The organism is Paenibacillus sp. OK003, assembly GCF_900109515.1.
In the GTDB taxonomy this organism is placed as follows: Bacteria; Bacillota; Bacilli; order Paenibacillales; family Paenibacillaceae; genus Paenibacillus; species Paenibacillus marchantiae.
The window spans coordinates 68,678-84,630 of sequence record NZ_FOBD01000018.1 but is presented as its reverse complement, the minus strand read 5'-3'; the positions used below and the strand labels follow the sequence as shown (position 1 = coordinate 84,630).

General features: G+C 40.4%; 18 protein-coding genes. 13 read left to right on the top strand and 5 right to left on the bottom strand.

The features are described from left to right. Positions 1-177 precede the first annotated feature (177 nt). The 4 genes from BMW94_RS24225 (at position 178) to BMW94_RS24210 (ending at position 2,376) form a co-directional block, all read left to right on the top strand. A complete protein-coding gene (locus BMW94_RS24225) occupies positions 178-597 on the top strand; it encodes a hypothetical protein (protein WP_091001373.1) in 420 nt (139 codons plus the stop codon). Then, complete coding sequence (locus tag BMW94_RS24220; RefSeq protein ID WP_091001372.1) at positions 594-977, top strand: hypothetical protein; 384 nt, start codon at positions 594-596, stop codon at positions 975-977. Before BMW94_RS24225 ends, BMW94_RS24220 begins: the two co-directional genes overlap by 4 nt. 32 nt (positions 978-1,009) lie before the next feature. After that, on the top strand, positions 1,010-2,053 hold the full coding sequence (locus BMW94_RS24215) for a hypothetical protein (protein ID WP_091001371.1): 1,044 nt from the start codon (positions 1,010-1,012) through the stop codon (positions 2,051-2,053). 68 nt (positions 2,054-2,121) lie between these two features. Further along, positions 2,122-2,376 (top strand): hypothetical protein, encoded by a 255-nt coding sequence (locus tag BMW94_RS24210; protein WP_091001370.1) that lies wholly within the window; start codon positions 2,122-2,124, stop codon positions 2,374-2,376. A gap of 41 nt (positions 2,377-2,417) precedes the next feature. Here the strand turns inward: BMW94_RS24210 and BMW94_RS24205 are convergent, their stop codons facing one another. Beyond that, positions 2,418-2,795, bottom strand: a complete 378-nt coding sequence (locus BMW94_RS24205) for a helix-turn-helix domain-containing protein (protein ID WP_091001369.1) — start codon at positions 2,793-2,795, stop codon at positions 2,418-2,420. Between the two features lie 264 nt (positions 2,796-3,059). Between BMW94_RS24205 and BMW94_RS24200 the strand changes: the two genes are divergently transcribed. Beyond that, positions 3,060-3,308: a hypothetical protein gene (locus BMW94_RS24200; RefSeq protein WP_091001368.1), complete on the top strand. Its 249-nt coding sequence runs from the start codon at positions 3,060-3,062 to the stop codon at positions 3,306-3,308. Between the two features lie 53 nt (positions 3,309-3,361). Beyond that, positions 3,362-4,513 (top strand): hypothetical protein, encoded by a 1,152-nt coding sequence (locus tag BMW94_RS24195; protein ID WP_091001367.1) that lies wholly within the window; start codon positions 3,362-3,364, stop codon positions 4,511-4,513. 48 nt (positions 4,514-4,561) lie between these two features. Here the strand turns inward: BMW94_RS24195 and BMW94_RS24190 are convergent, their stop codons facing one another. Continuing rightward, positions 4,562-5,029, bottom strand: a complete 468-nt coding sequence (locus BMW94_RS24190; RefSeq protein WP_091001366.1) for an arginine repressor — start codon at positions 5,027-5,029, stop codon at positions 4,562-4,564. A gap of 496 nt (positions 5,030-5,525) precedes the next feature. Here BMW94_RS24190 and BMW94_RS24185 point away from each other — a divergent pair, with 496 nt between their 5' ends. The 7 genes from BMW94_RS24185 to BMW94_RS24160 all read left to right on the top strand — a co-directional run bounded on the left by BMW94_RS24185 (position 5,526) and on the right by BMW94_RS24160 (position 13,446). After that, positions 5,526-6,515, top strand: coding sequence for a hypothetical protein (locus BMW94_RS24185; RefSeq protein ID WP_091001365.1), 990 nt, complete (start codon positions 5,526-5,528; stop codon positions 6,513-6,515). A gap of 292 nt (positions 6,516-6,807) precedes the next feature. Further along, complete coding sequence (locus BMW94_RS24180) at positions 6,808-7,365, top strand: hypothetical protein (protein ID WP_091001364.1); 558 nt, start codon at positions 6,808-6,810, stop codon at positions 7,363-7,365. Positions 7,366-7,564: 199 nt separating this feature from the next. Continuing rightward, complete coding sequence (locus BMW94_RS24175) at positions 7,565-9,250, top strand: DUF927 domain-containing protein (protein ID WP_091001363.1); 1,686 nt, start codon at positions 7,565-7,567, stop codon at positions 9,248-9,250. A 251-nt stretch (positions 9,251-9,501) separates the two neighbouring features. Further along, complete coding sequence (locus BMW94_RS24170; RefSeq protein WP_368086940.1) at positions 9,502-10,023, top strand: JAB domain-containing protein; 522 nt, start codon at positions 9,502-9,504, stop codon at positions 10,021-10,023. A 50-nt stretch (positions 10,024-10,073) separates the two neighbouring features. Beyond that, positions 10,074-10,214 carry a hypothetical protein gene (locus BMW94_RS30655; protein WP_175480833.1) on the top strand — a complete coding sequence of 47 codons (141 nt, stop codon included), beginning with the start codon at positions 10,074-10,076 and terminating at the stop codon, positions 10,212-10,214. A gap of 11 nt (positions 10,215-10,225) precedes the next feature. Beyond that, the gene (locus BMW94_RS24165) at positions 10,226-11,782 is read left to right on the top strand and encodes a recombinase family protein (RefSeq protein ID WP_091001362.1); all 1,557 of its coding nucleotides are present in this window, start codon (positions 10,226-10,228) and stop codon (positions 11,780-11,782) included. Between the two features lie 2 nt (positions 11,783-11,784). Beyond that, positions 11,785-13,446, top strand: a complete 1,662-nt coding sequence (locus BMW94_RS24160) for a recombinase family protein (protein WP_091001361.1) — start codon at positions 11,785-11,787, stop codon at positions 13,444-13,446. A gap of 9 nt (positions 13,447-13,455) precedes the next feature. Here the strand turns inward: BMW94_RS24160 and BMW94_RS24155 are convergent, their stop codons facing one another. The 3 genes from BMW94_RS24155 to rlmH all read right to left on the bottom strand — a co-directional run bounded on the left by BMW94_RS24155 (position 13,456) and on the right by rlmH (position 15,534). After that, complete coding sequence (locus BMW94_RS24155; protein ID WP_091001360.1) at positions 13,456-14,097, bottom strand: hypothetical protein; 642 nt, start codon at positions 14,095-14,097, stop codon at positions 13,456-13,458. 94 nt (positions 14,098-14,191) lie between these two features. Beyond that, on the bottom strand, positions 14,192-15,019 hold the full coding sequence (locus BMW94_RS24150; RefSeq protein ID WP_091001359.1) for a hypothetical protein: 828 nt from the start codon (positions 15,017-15,019) through the stop codon (positions 14,192-14,194). 35 nt (positions 15,020-15,054) lie between these two features. Then, on the bottom strand, positions 15,055-15,534 hold the full coding sequence (rlmH, locus tag BMW94_RS24145; protein WP_072733920.1) for a 23S rRNA (pseudouridine(1915)-N(3))-methyltransferase RlmH: 480 nt from the start codon (positions 15,532-15,534) through the stop codon (positions 15,055-15,057). Positions 15,535-15,953 lie beyond the last annotated feature (419 nt).

Here is a 15,953-nt window from a genome sequence, read left to right as displayed (position 1 = left end):
CACGCTGGGCGGTATTCCGAATTTGCTGTAACATTCTCTTTGTATCTAACAGTCCCGCAGTAGTAGATGTCAATGAACTCGAGTTATAATTATTATTTTTTTGCTTCTTCCAGTATGTAATAAACCAAGTTTCATCTGTATATCATACCTATGAATACAATCATGGAGGTAAACAGAATGAAAAAAATCCATAAAAAACTCATTAAGCTACTCGAAGAAACAATCAACCCTGAAGGTGAAATTCATTTCTTAGCTCTCGCAGAAAAACAACTCCAAACCCACGAAAAAGAGCGACCCGTGCATCAAGTGCGGGTCGCTCTTACATTTCAGGAAGGAGACACACCCAATCCCTATTACGACGGTACAGATTTGTTCGTAACCATGGATGAGGCTCACATCCAATTTACGCTGGAAAAAGATTGGGTAGATGGACCTCCAGCCATCGAAGGAAGTCCCATTGAGTTCGCACTGGGCTGGGTTTCGGAACTGGCTGAACCGTTCTATGTTTCACCCCAAGCACTTGCAGCAGCCGAAGCTAACAACCATCCACGCTATAACCTACAAGGTAACAGCCATCAGGAGGGATCAGAAAAATGATCGACCTGACATCTGATATGCAGTTAGCTACCTTAATCCAAACCAACTCATTTCCTAAAGACTGCCATACATTCATCCACGATTACATGCAACAACTTCGCGATGCACATGAAGGAGAAGCCTTCCCTCCACCCGGTCAATGGTACTTCATCCTAGAAACTTCCGATCAGCTCACTCCCATTCAACACGATGAAACTGCCTTCTCCTGTTCTGCGGGTACGTATTACCCTGAATACATTGAACAATGCACTTTTAATGAGGAATACGCTTTGTATAAAATCCACGTCATGCTAGACAATGAGTACAGCATGACGCTTTTTACGTTACACGGTATTCATTCTACTGAGACCGAGCAATGGCTCCTTGCCAACGCCAACTAAGCCTAATCTAGAAACGAAAGGAGCATCATCTAATGTCCTTGCAACTGACTGATGCCAAGAAAAAATCGCTGGCTGCGATTGTGAAAACACATCACGAACAACACCTTACCCGCTTTCCCTTTGCCAAATATCCCGTTGAACCGTTGGAGGTCTGGAAGCAACAGTTCTCTGTTCCTCCCACCATCGAAGCCCATACTCTACGCTCTGCCCTGTCATGGTCTTGCGGCAAATGGCAGCAACAAAGCATTCCATACCCGTACAAAAAGCTCCACCTAACTGTCATTAGCAATTGGAAGAACTTCGTGGAGCAGTATAAACCAGAACCGTCATCTGTTATCTCATACTGGAAAGACTTACTCGGAAAAGACGAATATGCGTTCAATACAATCGCCTTTCTTACTCATCTTCTATGTCCCGCTCTGGTCGAACTCACAGATTCCCGTCGAGTCAAAGGCATGAACTACCTACTCACGGAAGCTGAAATGTCGGATGAGTGCGTAGTACTTGAAGATGTGTCCGCAACTATAGAGCAATACAGTGACTTTTACCATCAGCTCCTACCCAAGACACAATCTATACTTGGCGATCAGGCTTTCGTAAAGCTAGGTCGCTTTTTGTTTGCCTACGGATACCGAGATGTTCTAGAGAAGGATAGGGAGCTCAAAATTAACAATCTGGAGCCGATCATATCAGGGTTTGACTGGGATACGATCGATACGAAACAGTTTAATCTGAATATGATTGCTAACAGAGCAAATGCAGATTGCCTATTCGCTTGCCTGCTACTTGCTCTGGATATACAGTCTGAACTCCCCAATAAACTTACCATTCAGGACATTATCAACCTTATCCCCCTAGGTACTGGAGGTATCTGCAACCCTTCTAGCTATAATTACGCTATGATAGCCCTTTTTGGCAATCAAGCCGGGAGAGACTTCTTCATTTTCGAAGATAAAAATCTCACCAAAAATTTTACTGAGCAAGCTAACAACTCTACTCGCAACATGAAACTTTACAGTGAGCATGCCGAAGATTCTTTATCTATTAATCCCAAATATATTCGGGGAAAGAGTTAGCCTCTCTGCCTATTAAATGCTGGTACCAACTCAACAAAACAATCACAAATAGTAAGGAGATAACTCCCATGAAATTTTTATATTTTATCATTGATCTGCTAATCAAAACAGCTCGCATTCTTCCTTATATTGAAACAGCAATCAGTCTTCTATCTACAATAAAGAAACCTTCAGATAAAAACTATGAAAGTCTAGATCTCCATACTAGAAAGAGGATGCCGATCTCAATTGATGCCCATCTAAACCTGGCTAAACCTGACCAAATCCAACCACATGCTAAAGTCCAGATTATGCTCAAACACACCCCGAATGAAGACAAATAAAAAGACGAGTCAAGTAACATACATTACTCGCTCGCCACCTACTATACTTTATCTCCTGGCTTCCCATCATAAGTATCAAACATGTCGCGTACCATCCGCTGGACTAACTTCACTTCTGGAAGACTCCGATCTCGAAGTAAAGATATGTGCAGGTCTAACACATCCTTCTTTTCCAACTTACCATTCCGGTCAGGAATTTCATCAAGCACACCAAATTTAAACGCCTCTGCTGGATCGGCTTCAAGAGCTAACATGATCTTCTCCAAAGAGTTTAGCGATATATTACGCTTTCCCCGCTCAACTCCACCAATATAGGAATCCTGAAGTTCAGCTAATTCTGCAAGCTGGGCTTGTGAGAAACCTTTTTCCATTCTCAACTGCTTAATTCTGGCTCCAACGAAAGTTAAAAAATCAGACACGTCTACCACCACCCTTATCTCAAGGGTAGGTAATCACGAATCGCGAAAACAGAGCATCAAACTATAAGATACTATTGTTTTTATAACTTATAAGTTCTTATAATGGATATATAGTACGCATAGTGCTAGTAAACTATGAAATCCATATCAAGAGTAAAAAGGAGGCGTTGCGTATCGTCATATGACACGATGAAAGAGGTTGGTACTTTTCCAACTGAAACAACAACGAAACCGATATTTAAATTACTGTAGGAGAGATGAATTTTGAGCACATTTAGTATCATTGTAGGCCTCATCATAGGAATAGCACTGTTTATCATACTCAATCGAGTGCTCTCCATAACATTTGCAGGGTTTTACGGATTGATCGTCGTTTTCGGTATCTGCGTTATGTTAGGAATCGGAATAGCTGAATGGGGCTTGTCTTTGGCTAAAAATCACTATATCTGGACTGCCATCATTATTGTGATTATTGGAATAATCACCGTCGGGGCGAGAAAGGGTAACCGTTAGGATACATAAACTTAACAGTTTCTCTCAATAAAGCATCTAAGGAGGCACCAATATTGAAACTTACCAAAATGAAAATCATTATAGGCATACTCTGTATCTCACTGTTCAGTTCTGCCGCAGTAGTGTCAGGAGCAACAAGCATCTTCAAAATTGGATTAGACGGTTTCACTCTTGATATGACCAGAACTAAAGGTAAAGTCCAGGTAGGAAATAAAATGGTTCCTGCAACGTTGAGTCAAAATGGAACAACATATCTTGCCGCTCCAGCTATTGGAGAAGTCATCCGAGCAAACTATATGTATGATTCAAAATCAAATACACTCATGTTCAATAGCTACAAAAAAAGTGAGGATTCAACTAAAATTAAAACGCTTCAAAGTCAGGTATCAACTCTCAAGAATCAGGTAGCCGAACTTCAATCAGCTAAAAACAAATCAGAGGGCTGGCTGGAATACCGTTCGAAGCATTTTACACTACTATATACGAAGACATATGAAAAAGACATTAAACAAGTCGAAGCTGACTTTGAGAAAGGATACGAAGTTGCGGTTAGAGAGTTCACTAATTTGCTTCCAGAAGTGAAGACCATGTTAAATAGTGATCTCTACCCGATCTACATCTATCTACATCCTACTGCAACCGACCAAGTTAGTGAAGGGTCTGCCTACAACTATACGTATGGCACTGCCGAAGTTCTGAAATCAGAAATCCATGTTCTCACTCCATCTGCATATCAGAAGAAAGGATACACCCTGGATGGTGGAACATACGATAACCCGGAATACTTTACTCACCTGTTCAAACATGAATTCATCCATACCCCACAATCAATGATTGCAGAGAGACTTCGTGGTGAAAAAGGGTGGTATCCAGGGGGACAAGAGACACAGTGGATCAAAGAGGGACAGGCAGAATATCTTGCAGCCAAAGGCACTAAAGATCTAGAGAAAAATAAAGCCTATTGGAAACCAATCATTCTCAAAAGTCCTCAAGAACACATTACCCTGTACAAAGATAATTTAGTCGTTCGTACACCTTATATCGCAGGCTATATGTTTACGACATTCCTATATGAACAATACGGAGCCAAGAAGTACGATATCTTCCTGACCAGTTCCAAACCAACTTTAGAGGAAGCCTTCTTAGAAACCTTCGGAGGCTTAGAGCAAGTTAATAATAAGTGGTTAGAGTGGTTAAAAAAATAGATAATTTAAACAACCGGGGATTCACTCACAAAATAGAGTCCCCGGTTTTTAGTCATTGCTTTCGTCATTTCGTTTAACTCTCTTTTTTTCTCGCAATTCATTTCTTAAAGTATTTGATTTCCCAATTTTAGTGAACACAATCAAGCCATCACCTAAAGCCATTGTACCCACAACTTCATCCTTGTATGTCTTCTTTATTAAATGACCGATCATTGTAGCACTCCCACTACTTGTTCCAATATATAGTAATTCTATCTGTGTGGTAATTTTCCTCACTTCATTTTGAAGAAGATATTCAAGTTTACTTTTTAATCTTTCTTCATCTGAGTTACTTTCTAATACATAGTATCCTTCTGAATTCTTCTTTAAATTTATATCTCTCTTATATCTGTTCATTGTTGGTTGTGACACAGATATTCCTTCATTTTTGAGTTTACTCATTATTTCTCTTTCGCTAAAATACTTTCCTTTTGAAACCAATTCAGATATATATTTCTTTATATCCTTTTTATCCACAGTAAAATTCTCCCCTCAATTTTTCTGAATTCAAATTTTTTTCGGATTTTTTTTAAGGCGTAAACTTCCCACCTAACCGCCTGTGACTGCCCGAGACCATGAATGTACATTCACCTTAGAAACTCTAAGGGTTGACCTTATCATAATATAAAAAAATAACTTTTCATAATTAAAATATTCATTTTAACTGAATTAATTAAATAGAATTGAATTTTTTTTGGATACTAAAAAACACTCAAACCCTTGTATATCAAGGGTTTGAGTGTTTACTTTTCAATTAATATGGGTTAACATTCATAACACACCAAGATCAACTAATTAATGCTCATTGAAAACTTCATTTTTGTATTATCCTGACACAAATTTTCACCTCCCCTTAGCATCAGATAAGTTTACCAGAAACGATCTATGCAATAGAAAAACTGCAATAAATTCCGAGTAATACAATGCGTTTAGTCGTAAAACTACTACTCAAAAAAGAAATGAGGAATTACCTATGACACTCAACGAGACGAATCTGAACCAATTCGAAATTATTAGACGGCCTCAAAACGTTAATATGCAAGAGCTACTTAACGTTGAAGACTCCAGTGAACTTCTCAATATACTGTATGACAACTATGCCACAGCTTTGTCTTTCAAAATTATCGGAATGGATGAGCAAAAACTCTATATGTTTAGTGATTTGGAAATAGAGGCTATCATGGTGGAGGCTAAAGCACGTTTGATTAACTATATGTGTAGATTTGGAGAAATTAAGATTGAAGTAAGCAATCATGATCAAGAACTTTTAGTAATGGTACACTTTCCATTGCCAATTCCTATTTATAAACTGAGAAACCTTGTTCAATTTGCCGAACGAGCTACTAAAAAGATTCAAGACAATACTAATCTTATGATTGAACGTCTATATATTACTGATAGTAGTGCTGATTCATATAATCTAGATATATATAGAGAGTATATCTTTCCCACAAATTTCGTATTAGACATATTAGGTGTTGAACAGTCATTCCTGCCCGTGGCTAATATAGCTTCAAATAACATTGTTACTTTCTTATTAAACAACAACTCTGAGGCACTAGATAGAGCTGTAAATAAATTGTTAGGCGAACAGTACAAACTCGCAGTCTCTTCTAACATACAGTCTGATATACGGAATTCAGAATTTAATTCTGAGTTTGAGTTCTCTAAATTTGATGTTCTAGTGAGGAAGAATAGCTCAGATACTGAGTCAGCAATTGTATCTATATTAGCTCAGAGTTTTGGAGTACTCCATTCTAGGACGGTGGGGGATGTTTTGTGTATTACATGTGATTATTTGGGAACATCATACTTCGCGGAAACTATTGCCGATTTTGAGGACGCGTTAAGTTCATTAAAGTGTGAGTTTAAACGTTTACCACCACAGCTAAATATTATAAAAATTCAAATCTATATGGAGGCCTGCCTCTATCCAGGCCCACCATTTGCTTGGCTTTTATAACAACTCTATCTGAACGTTCAGACGATAATTGAGGTTTTTAAACTATGTAAGGTCATTCAAATTAAAACTAATCGATAGATTTTCCAATCATTTCATAATATCTATGTAATCAATTTAACATGGATGATTCCCATACAAAAATACAATAAACATAGTAAAATTCTCTGAAATGAACCAGCCTTCTCCACATCCTGACGGACACTTGGTTTAGATTAACAAGCGCAACACTTATAGTGGAAAGAACCCCAAAGGTTCTTTCCATCCTACCTACTATATAAGGGAGTCGATACTAATGAGTTTAATAATCTATCGCGAAGAAAAACAGGGAGAACTTCAAGTCGTTCCTGATGGTGAATACATTGCTAAAATCATAGATATTGAAGTTGACTCGTCTAACAGCAAAGTCTATTACGTATCGTTTATGCTTTCGACAGGTGAGGTTATCCGAAATCGGTATGTATTTAATCCTAAAAAACGTGATCCTCTCGACATTTTGATTAGTGTAACGCTAGGGCATAGATCAATCAATGTAGACCTTGAAGAGATTATTGGAAAAACCGTTAAGATCACTGTTGCTAATGAAGGCATTTATACAAATGTCAAGAAGGTTAACCAATTAGATCAAGAAGATCTTAAAGAACTTGAACGTTATCTAAATAATGAAGACACGGATGATCTTGATTTATTGGATGATGACGATGAACCGGATGAAGCGATAGAGGATGATGAAGATTTGGAACCTTTGGGAGATCCTGAGGATGACAATACAGATGAAACTGAAAATGAAGATGCCGAAGAACCACAAAGCAACTGGGGATACTCTGGGAGGAGCCGTAGACGTCGCAGCTAACGACAGGGTAACCCATAACTTCTCTTAACAAGGGTCTTCCCGTCTCTAAAACGGGAGAATCCCGTCTTATATCAAAAGATTTAAGCAGGAAGAACTTTGTCATAACAAGGGATTTAAACCATTTTCACGTTTTCACGTTCAATTTTCTTGAGATCAAGAATTTACAACATAATCATAGCGAACGGAGGGAGTAAGTAAAATGACAGACACAAATCAGGATTACCTACCAGAGGATGAGAATACCTTCTACCCCGATATTTTTCCGGAGAACGGATTTATCTGGGAAGATCGGGGTGAGAAAAAGGGCTTGTTCAAAGTTGGCAAGGCCATTCAGATCATTGCAGTACATGAAAATATAGACACAGACGAGGTATTCTTCACTATAAATTTTGATTATAACGGTCGGTTAAAAGAAACAACTCTCAGTCGTTCAAAATTTCAAAGAAATCAGATCATTGATCTGGCAAAGCTCGGAGCAGATGTATATGAACATAATGCTACTCAGATCATCAAGCATTTAATAAATGAAGAGATGAAAGCCCCTCAGAAAAAAGTTCATCAAAAGCTAGGCTGGGATAAGTATGGTGACCAAATGATTTTTAAGCATTACAAAGCTATTGGAATAAACTCCACATACAACGGCCCCCTAGCTATTCAACCAAAGGGCAGCTATACGAAGTGGAGACAGATTGTAGAAGAATATGTGATGGGCAATTGTAATCTTGAATTAGCGATTTTAATCGGGCTATCGTCAGCAGCGGTTGGATTAATCAGTTCCTCAACCAAGATTGACAACCTCATTTTCCATATCTACGGCCCTAGCACGCAGGGTAAAACAACAGCAACCTCACTTGCTGTCTCTACATTTGGCTATCCTGAAACGAACCAGAACGGACTTATGCAAACCTGGATGTCTACGCAAAACGCTATTATTGGAAATTTAGTTGGGAATTTCGGACTGGTTTTTGGTCTTGATGAAATCTCCATGTCAGATATGCAGGACTTTTCTACGACTGCTTATTATCTGGCAGGTGGAAAAGAAAAGGGAAGACTCGATAAAGAATCACGCCTTAAGGAATCAGGAGGATGGAGTACAACCATTGTATCCAATGGCGAGAGAGCACTGACGTCAAAAGCAAACCATAACATAGGGATTGTCATGAGAATTCTTGAACTGGGCAATATCACTTGGACTAAGAATGCAACGAGCTCTGAAGAAATTAAAAAAGTAATCCAGCATAATTATGGACATGCAGGCCCAAGGTTCGCAAGAACCCTATTGTATACTGGTACGGCTCAAGTGGTTCAGAAGTGGAAGGAGTGGACTCAGCGTATTATAGATGCCATGCCTGAACAGGATCATTTTTCTCAACGGATTGCTAAAAAACTGTCCATCTTAATGCTTACCGGAGAAATCGCAAAGGAGGCTCTTCAGCTTGATTTTGATCTGGTCGGTATTCAGCAACTACTCATTGAAAATGAAAAAGTTATACAGAATGATCGTGATCTCGGGGCTAACGCGCTGGATTACTTCTATGAGCAGTTTACTATACACCGTTCTAATTTCGGTGAGCTAAAGAGAACTAAAAATAAAGGTATGCATCTGGACGAGGTTATACTGGAAAACCGTAAAGTATTCGGGGGCCTATATAAAAAGTCAGGTAAGAGTTATGTCTATATTCTTCCATCTGTGTTTCATCAGTGGATGGAGACCGGAGGCTATGATGAACCCAAGGTGGTATTAAAGAATTGGAAAATGAAGGGTCTCTTAGACACCGAAGGAGACCGTTACACACGTAAGCGAAAGATTCACGATGAGTCAACCACGGTACCTGTATATTGCATTCAACTCAATCCAGATAAGGCAGATGAAAACGAAGTGTAATGCAAAACAGGATGTAACGCGATTCACACGGGAAAACGTGAACTTTCCCTAAGCTCCTTAGTGACTCAAGCTTCTTCAATTTTCGTCTCCGGGAATCCTAACGTGATATTCACACGGGATTTCTGCAACACCACTCATTTATTAAAAAATCTGATGGCTTCAGAGTTACAACCCGTTTCTGTCGCTTTTTCATCCATTTAATATAACCTTGATATAGGAATTAATTACATTTATTCTTGGAGGTTCTATACATGAGAAGCGACAATAACATGCCTGTTGATAATAACGAAGCACCGAGCACACCCAAACCCATAATAAAGGAATGTACTTCAGCCAAGCGTATTCAGGTAGTCGGTTTACGAATGGTAAGGGAAGCTTCTTCCATTCTTTATCCTGGTAGAAAAATTCGCAAGCCTCGAGATGCGGCAGAATTATTTCGTCAATTCATTGGTGAATGCGATAGGGAAGTCTTCGCAATTATCTGTATGAACATCAAAAATGAGCCGACCGCGATCCATACTGTCTCTACCGGAACACTGAACGCTTCCCTGGTTCACCCCAGGGAGACGTTCAAGTTAGCTATCCTCGCTAACTCTGCCGCCATCATTGCCTGTCACAATCACCCTTCTGGAAATCCCAACCCGAGTCCACAGGACATTGAGCTGACGGAGCGGTTGCGAGATTGCGGCTGCTTGCTTGGTATTGAACTGTTGGATCACATTATTTTGGGGAATGAAAGCTTCACTAGCATGAAGGAGAAGGCATTGATGTAACGGAGCTACAACCTTACCTACAATCATTCACTACAGGAGGCACCTATACAATGAAGCATTCCACGAAAAACAACGATCTCACTTTATTTATTGATATTCTTGCAGATATAATTTGCTGCTACCTTCAAGCTGAAAAAGATTCCACTGAAATAAATAAGCTTATCCCTGAGTCACAACCAAATGCTGCATAGAGGTGATACACATGATGGAAAAACAGGTTGTCGCGCTTTATATTCGGGTATCAACGGAAGAACAAGTCCACGGTTTTAGTTTAGAAGCACAAAAATCCGCGCTCTATGATTACTGCCGAGAAAGCCAGCTAGATATTTACAAACTCTATATTGATGCAGGGCGTTCAGGAAAGTCTATTTCTGGTAGACCGTCACTGAATGAAATGCTGGAAGATGCTCGTTCAGAGCACTTTCAGCAGGTTCTCTGCCTCCGTTTAAGTCGGCTATCAAGAAGTTTGAAGGACTTATTATCCATTACTGAACTCTTTGACAAACATGGCATTACACTTCATAGCCTTACGGAGAATCTTCAAACCGATACTCCCATGGGGAAGTTTGCGCTCCAGATGCTCGGCTCCATAGCTGAGCATGAGCGTGGCCAGATTACGCAGAACGTCCGTCTTGGGATGAACCGTCGTAACAAACTCGGTAAATGGAATAGTGGGAATTTAGTATTGGGATATCGCTGGGTTTCCCATCCTGTGAACCGGCATCTCTCCTATGTAGAGATTATTCCTGATGAAGCAGAGCTGGTTCAAACTATCTTCACATGGTATGCCAGTGGTCTTGGTTTAAAAGCAATCGTGAATCGCCTAAACAAAAACGGATATCGAACTAAAAAACGAAAACTATTTCATATTGCGTCGGTGCGAGGCATCTTAACGAATGTTAACTATATCGGCAAGATAACCTATACCGACAAGTCTGCTTCGGAACACAAAAAAATAGTAGATGGAGAGCATGAACCGATTATTTCAATAGAGCTGTGGGAGCAGGTACAGCAACAATTGGCTCACCGCTCCCATCAGCCTAACAGGCGTACTTCTCATGTTTTTATGCTAACTGGATTGCTTAAATGTCCAACCTGTGGAAACAGCATGGTTACGGCCCATGTATCCCGCAGACGGAAAAGAAAAGCCTCATACGTAGATCATTATTATGTATGTGGTAGATATAATTCTGGGGGATACGCAGCTTGTCAGCCTCATCACATTCCTGCAGAACAAGCTGAGGACTGGGTAAACCAACATGTACAACAGTTCCTTTCGCAGCCTAGCATAGCAGAACAGTTGGCAATAAGGCTTAATCAAAGACGAGAAAAAAAATTGGAGCCTTTCCGAAAAAGACTTAAAGAGATTGAGACACAGCAAGCATTATTGAAGAAACGAACTCTCCGATGTTACGAGCTTTTTGAAGATGGACATATCGACAGTCGGGAGCTGAAGCTAAAACTAGGTAAACTTCAAAGCCAAACAGCTATGTTTGAGCAGGAAAAGAAGGAACTTGAGAAAAGAATCGCTGATGATCCAGACCAATCTATTCCACTTGGAAGTATCCGCCATGTGCTTAATGACTTTCATCCAGTATTCCGAAGGGCAACGTCAGAGCAACAGAAGGCACTTTTAAGAAGTATGATTTCAAAAATCATCCTCCCTGCTAATCGTAATATCAAACAAGCAGTGATTCAAGGTTCTGCGGCGCTACTTAATCTGGAAATCCCAACACTACAACATGAAGGAGAGCGTTAGAAATGAACCAAGGACAACCGAAGAAAGTTGCTATTTACGCGCGTGTCAGCACCGAAGAACAAGCCGAGCATGGCTATTCCATTGATGCACAGCTTGATACCCTGAGAAAATATTGTGAGCTGTATGGAGGAGAGATCATCGATGAGTACGTAGATCGCGGGGTCAGTGGAAAAAGCATCAAAGGACGCTACGAGATACAACGGCTTTTAAAAGATGCAGAAGAAAGTAAGTTCAATGAAGTCATCGTATGGAAATTCAATCGGATGGCTCGGAAAAGCATCGATCTACTCCATATTGTAGATTTACTGGAGAAAAACAATATTTCATTCCGATCTTTCACCGAAAACTTTGAAACCAGTACCCCCATGGGACGCTTCGCTCTCCAAATGATGGGTGCAGTAGGTGAACTGGAGCGAAATACCATAGTGGACAACGTGAAGATGGGGCATAGGCAAAGAGCCAAGATGGGGCACCATAACGGTAAAGTTCCATTAGGATATAAAGTAATTGCAGGCATCGGCAGTTCACGGGATAGTAAATCCGTGGTCATTATAGCTGAAGAAGAAGCAGTCATTGTACGTCATATTTTTGAGCAATATGCCTCTGGACATGGATTAAAGACCATTGCCAATGAATTGAACCACAGAGGGCATAGAACCCAAACTGGCAAGCCTTTCTCCACTACAGCGATCCGAGACCTGTTAGATAATCCGATGTTTTTAGGTAAAATTCGCTACAATTGTTATGAAAATTGGGCAGAACGAAGACGTAAGGGTAAAAATAAAGAGCCTATTCTCGTAGAAGGACATCATCCCCCGATTATTAGCCAAGAATTATGGGATAAGGTTCAGCTACTCCGAGAAAAGAAGGCCACGTTGCCCAAGAAAGGGTTTGAAGGGGAGTATCTACTGACTGGGCTTATTCGCTGCCCTGAGTGCGGTGCGGCCATGACCGCCAGCCGCACGGTTAATCGGTCCAAGAATGGTGAGAAGATCACTCGGATGTACTATTCCTGTGGTCGATTCCGAAGCCAGGGAAGCGCCGTATGCCACGCCAACAGCGTCCGCAAGGTGGAAGCAGAACAAGCGGTGACTGATCGCCTCAGGCAAGCCGTGGTAAATCCAGAGATTCTGCAAAGAGTTGTTCGCAACGTCAATGAAAGACGTTCCGGACGAATCAAACCGCTCCGTGATGAGTTAACAGCAGTACAGGCACGTATCACCAGTCTGGAGGAAAAGAAACGTAAGTACCTCGAATTGTATGAGATAGACGATATTGATCGTGATATGTTTTCTGAGCGCCTGAGTGTAATAAACAAGGAACTGGATACTGAGCTAACCCGCAAGTCAAAGCTGGAACTAGAGCTTCGGGATGATCAGGCTGATCCCGTATCCTACGAACTTGTGCGTTCCCTGGTGACAAACTTCGATGCACTGCTACGTCAATCCCCATTTCAACAGCGCAAGACACTGATGCACCTAATTGTGAAGAAGATTACGCTGGACGACAAGAAGCGAGTCAGCAGCATTGAGCTTACCTTCAATGAGGATACTGAGAAGCATTTTTTAAACGTAGCCCCTTTCGCTGAACCAACAACGAAAGGGGCTTTTCCTTTTCTCGGAAAAGCCCCTGTATTGCTTTATAAACTCTCGTTCCTTATATAAATAAATTATTTAAAGCTTATCTATTTTCAAAATGTTAATACATTCGTTATTTAGGATTAGAATGGAATCAACATTCCAATCCTCAAAAAGTTCTGCTTTAAATAGCGATTCTGGTGTTATATCCTCATCCCATTCATAAAGATTATTTTCTACTCTATGAGTATATTCTTTAAGAATCCAGTCCACGTTTTTTACAAATGTCATACTTACATGTATTGCATCGTAATAATCGACTAACCTCTCAAAATCAATATACAAATGATTCTCATACTGCTTAGGCACATCCCCAGAAATCTCTAATAATCTTAAGGATATATTCGAAGATAGATTTTCATCTTCAAGATTGATTACTATGTCTTTTAAGGAATCTAGGGATAGAACTCTAGAGTCGTGTTTTATGGAGAAAAACGTAGATTTATTTTTCAACTTATGCTTGAACAAGGATTTATTTAACTTTTCATAAATGTATTCTTGCCATGAAGAAATAAACTTTTCATCTTGATTAATTTCCGAACCCCATAAACCACCTTCAATTGGCTTTGTTGGGGGAAAAATCATATCTTCATATGTTTTTCTGTTGACCACTGATCTAAAATTGTTTTCGTTGTATTCCACGCCAAGGGAAACAAATTTTTTATCATAATTGAACATTAATTCTCCTCCAATGTTCGTAAGTCTCTAATTCTAAAATTATATCTACACAACTTACACTCTTAAATAAAAATAACTTACTTTATAGCAATAATCAATCTGAGGTTGACTGGCTTAACCCTAAAAATTTTACAAAAGAAGGAATACAAACCCCTTCCAAAGCACACAGCATCAATGGGAAGGCTCCATGGAGCCTTCCAAATTCACGGTTTATAATAAAACCTACTTCTTCACTAAATTCAAGCAAATAATTCGTCCTTTCAGCAAGATATGGCATCAGTTCTTCATAGAGTATCTCTTCTCCTAGCGCATATTCAACAAGAGTTCCATTACTATTAAATGGACCCAGCTTATATCCTTTGTCGTCAAAAAGCAGTGATATTTGTTTACCGTTGTGGATAATGAAATCTCGAATCTCCCTCACTAAATGAAATTCCGATTTAATTCCCTTTAATAGATTAATTAAATCTTCTGGAAGAGTGATAGCTGCCCTTGAATTCGTTTCAGCGAATGTGATTAAATCATTTAACGAATCAAATGAAATTTGCCCTATTCGTCCTTCTTCAACTGCAAGCCGTAAGACCTTAGACATGAAGTCGTAAATTGAACGGAGATTGGTGAAGTATTTTTCAATAAGCTCCACAACATAAAGGAAATCTTTGTGGGTTAAATCCTTATGTTTTTCAGAAATGTACTGAATCATATCGTTAAGAATTGCTAATCCATGAATATCATGTATCATTGCTGTTCTTGCTTCTTCTACGAGCCCTTGATAAGTTGGACGCAATCTATGCACACCACCTTGTATAGGACTAAGTATGCAATCCAAGACGCTCACAATTGTAAGCCCCAGGACATTATTGTTAGCTTTAAGGTCTTCTACACTCCAACCTATACTAGTGCCCTTATTTACAATAAGCATTTTTAAATCCCCCTCATATTCACTAAAATTTCGCCCTACTTGTGGTATGGTTCATTCCGGTTAATCTTCACTGCGCGATAAATCTGCTCCACTAGCACCAGCCGCATGAGCTGATGCGGCAGGGTCATGCGCCCGAAGCTCAAGCGCTGCTTCGCGCGGCGCAGCACTTCATCGGAGAGCCCATGGCTTCCTCCGATGACAAACACGACATGGCTCGTCCCATAGGTGCCGAGCTTGTCGATCTCTGTTGCCAGCTCCTCGGAACTCCAGAGCTGGCCGTCCAAGGCGAGCGCGACGACATGCGCCTCGCTCTTCACATGCGCGAGGATGCGTTCACCCTCGCGCTCCTTCACCGCCCGTACCTCAGCTTCGCTCAGGGTGTCGGGCGCCTTTTCGTCTGCGACCTCGATCATCTGAAACTTGATGTACGGGGCGAGGCGCTTGGCATATTCCTGAATGCCCAGCGTCAAATATTTTTCCTTCAGTTTGCCTACGCCAATAATCTGAATCAACATGAAGATTCATTCCTCCTAATCGTCCTGCGAGATAATCTATAAGTAAGATGCGTCAACACATCGTTTATTCCCATATTTAAAGCTAACGAACTCCACACACTTTATCTAGCCCCATTTCGGCTCCTTTAAAATCTAAAGAATCTGAGACACGCTATTACAGGCAAAACGAGCTTTCCTCGCCTCTTCGAGGCCATTTCATTAAAATAACGTGCCTAGGATTCGTTAGATCTCAACTAGGCAGCATTCTCTCTCAATAAGAAGTCTCAGGTTCGTTATAGCCACTCTACTACGCTTAGTCAAAACACACCAAAAACACAAAAAGAGCGCTCCGACACGCTCTCTTTGCTCCTTACCTGTGATGTTCATACCGGATGGCAGGCGAGCGAGTGCATCCATGACAGACGCACCACTGCGGATGC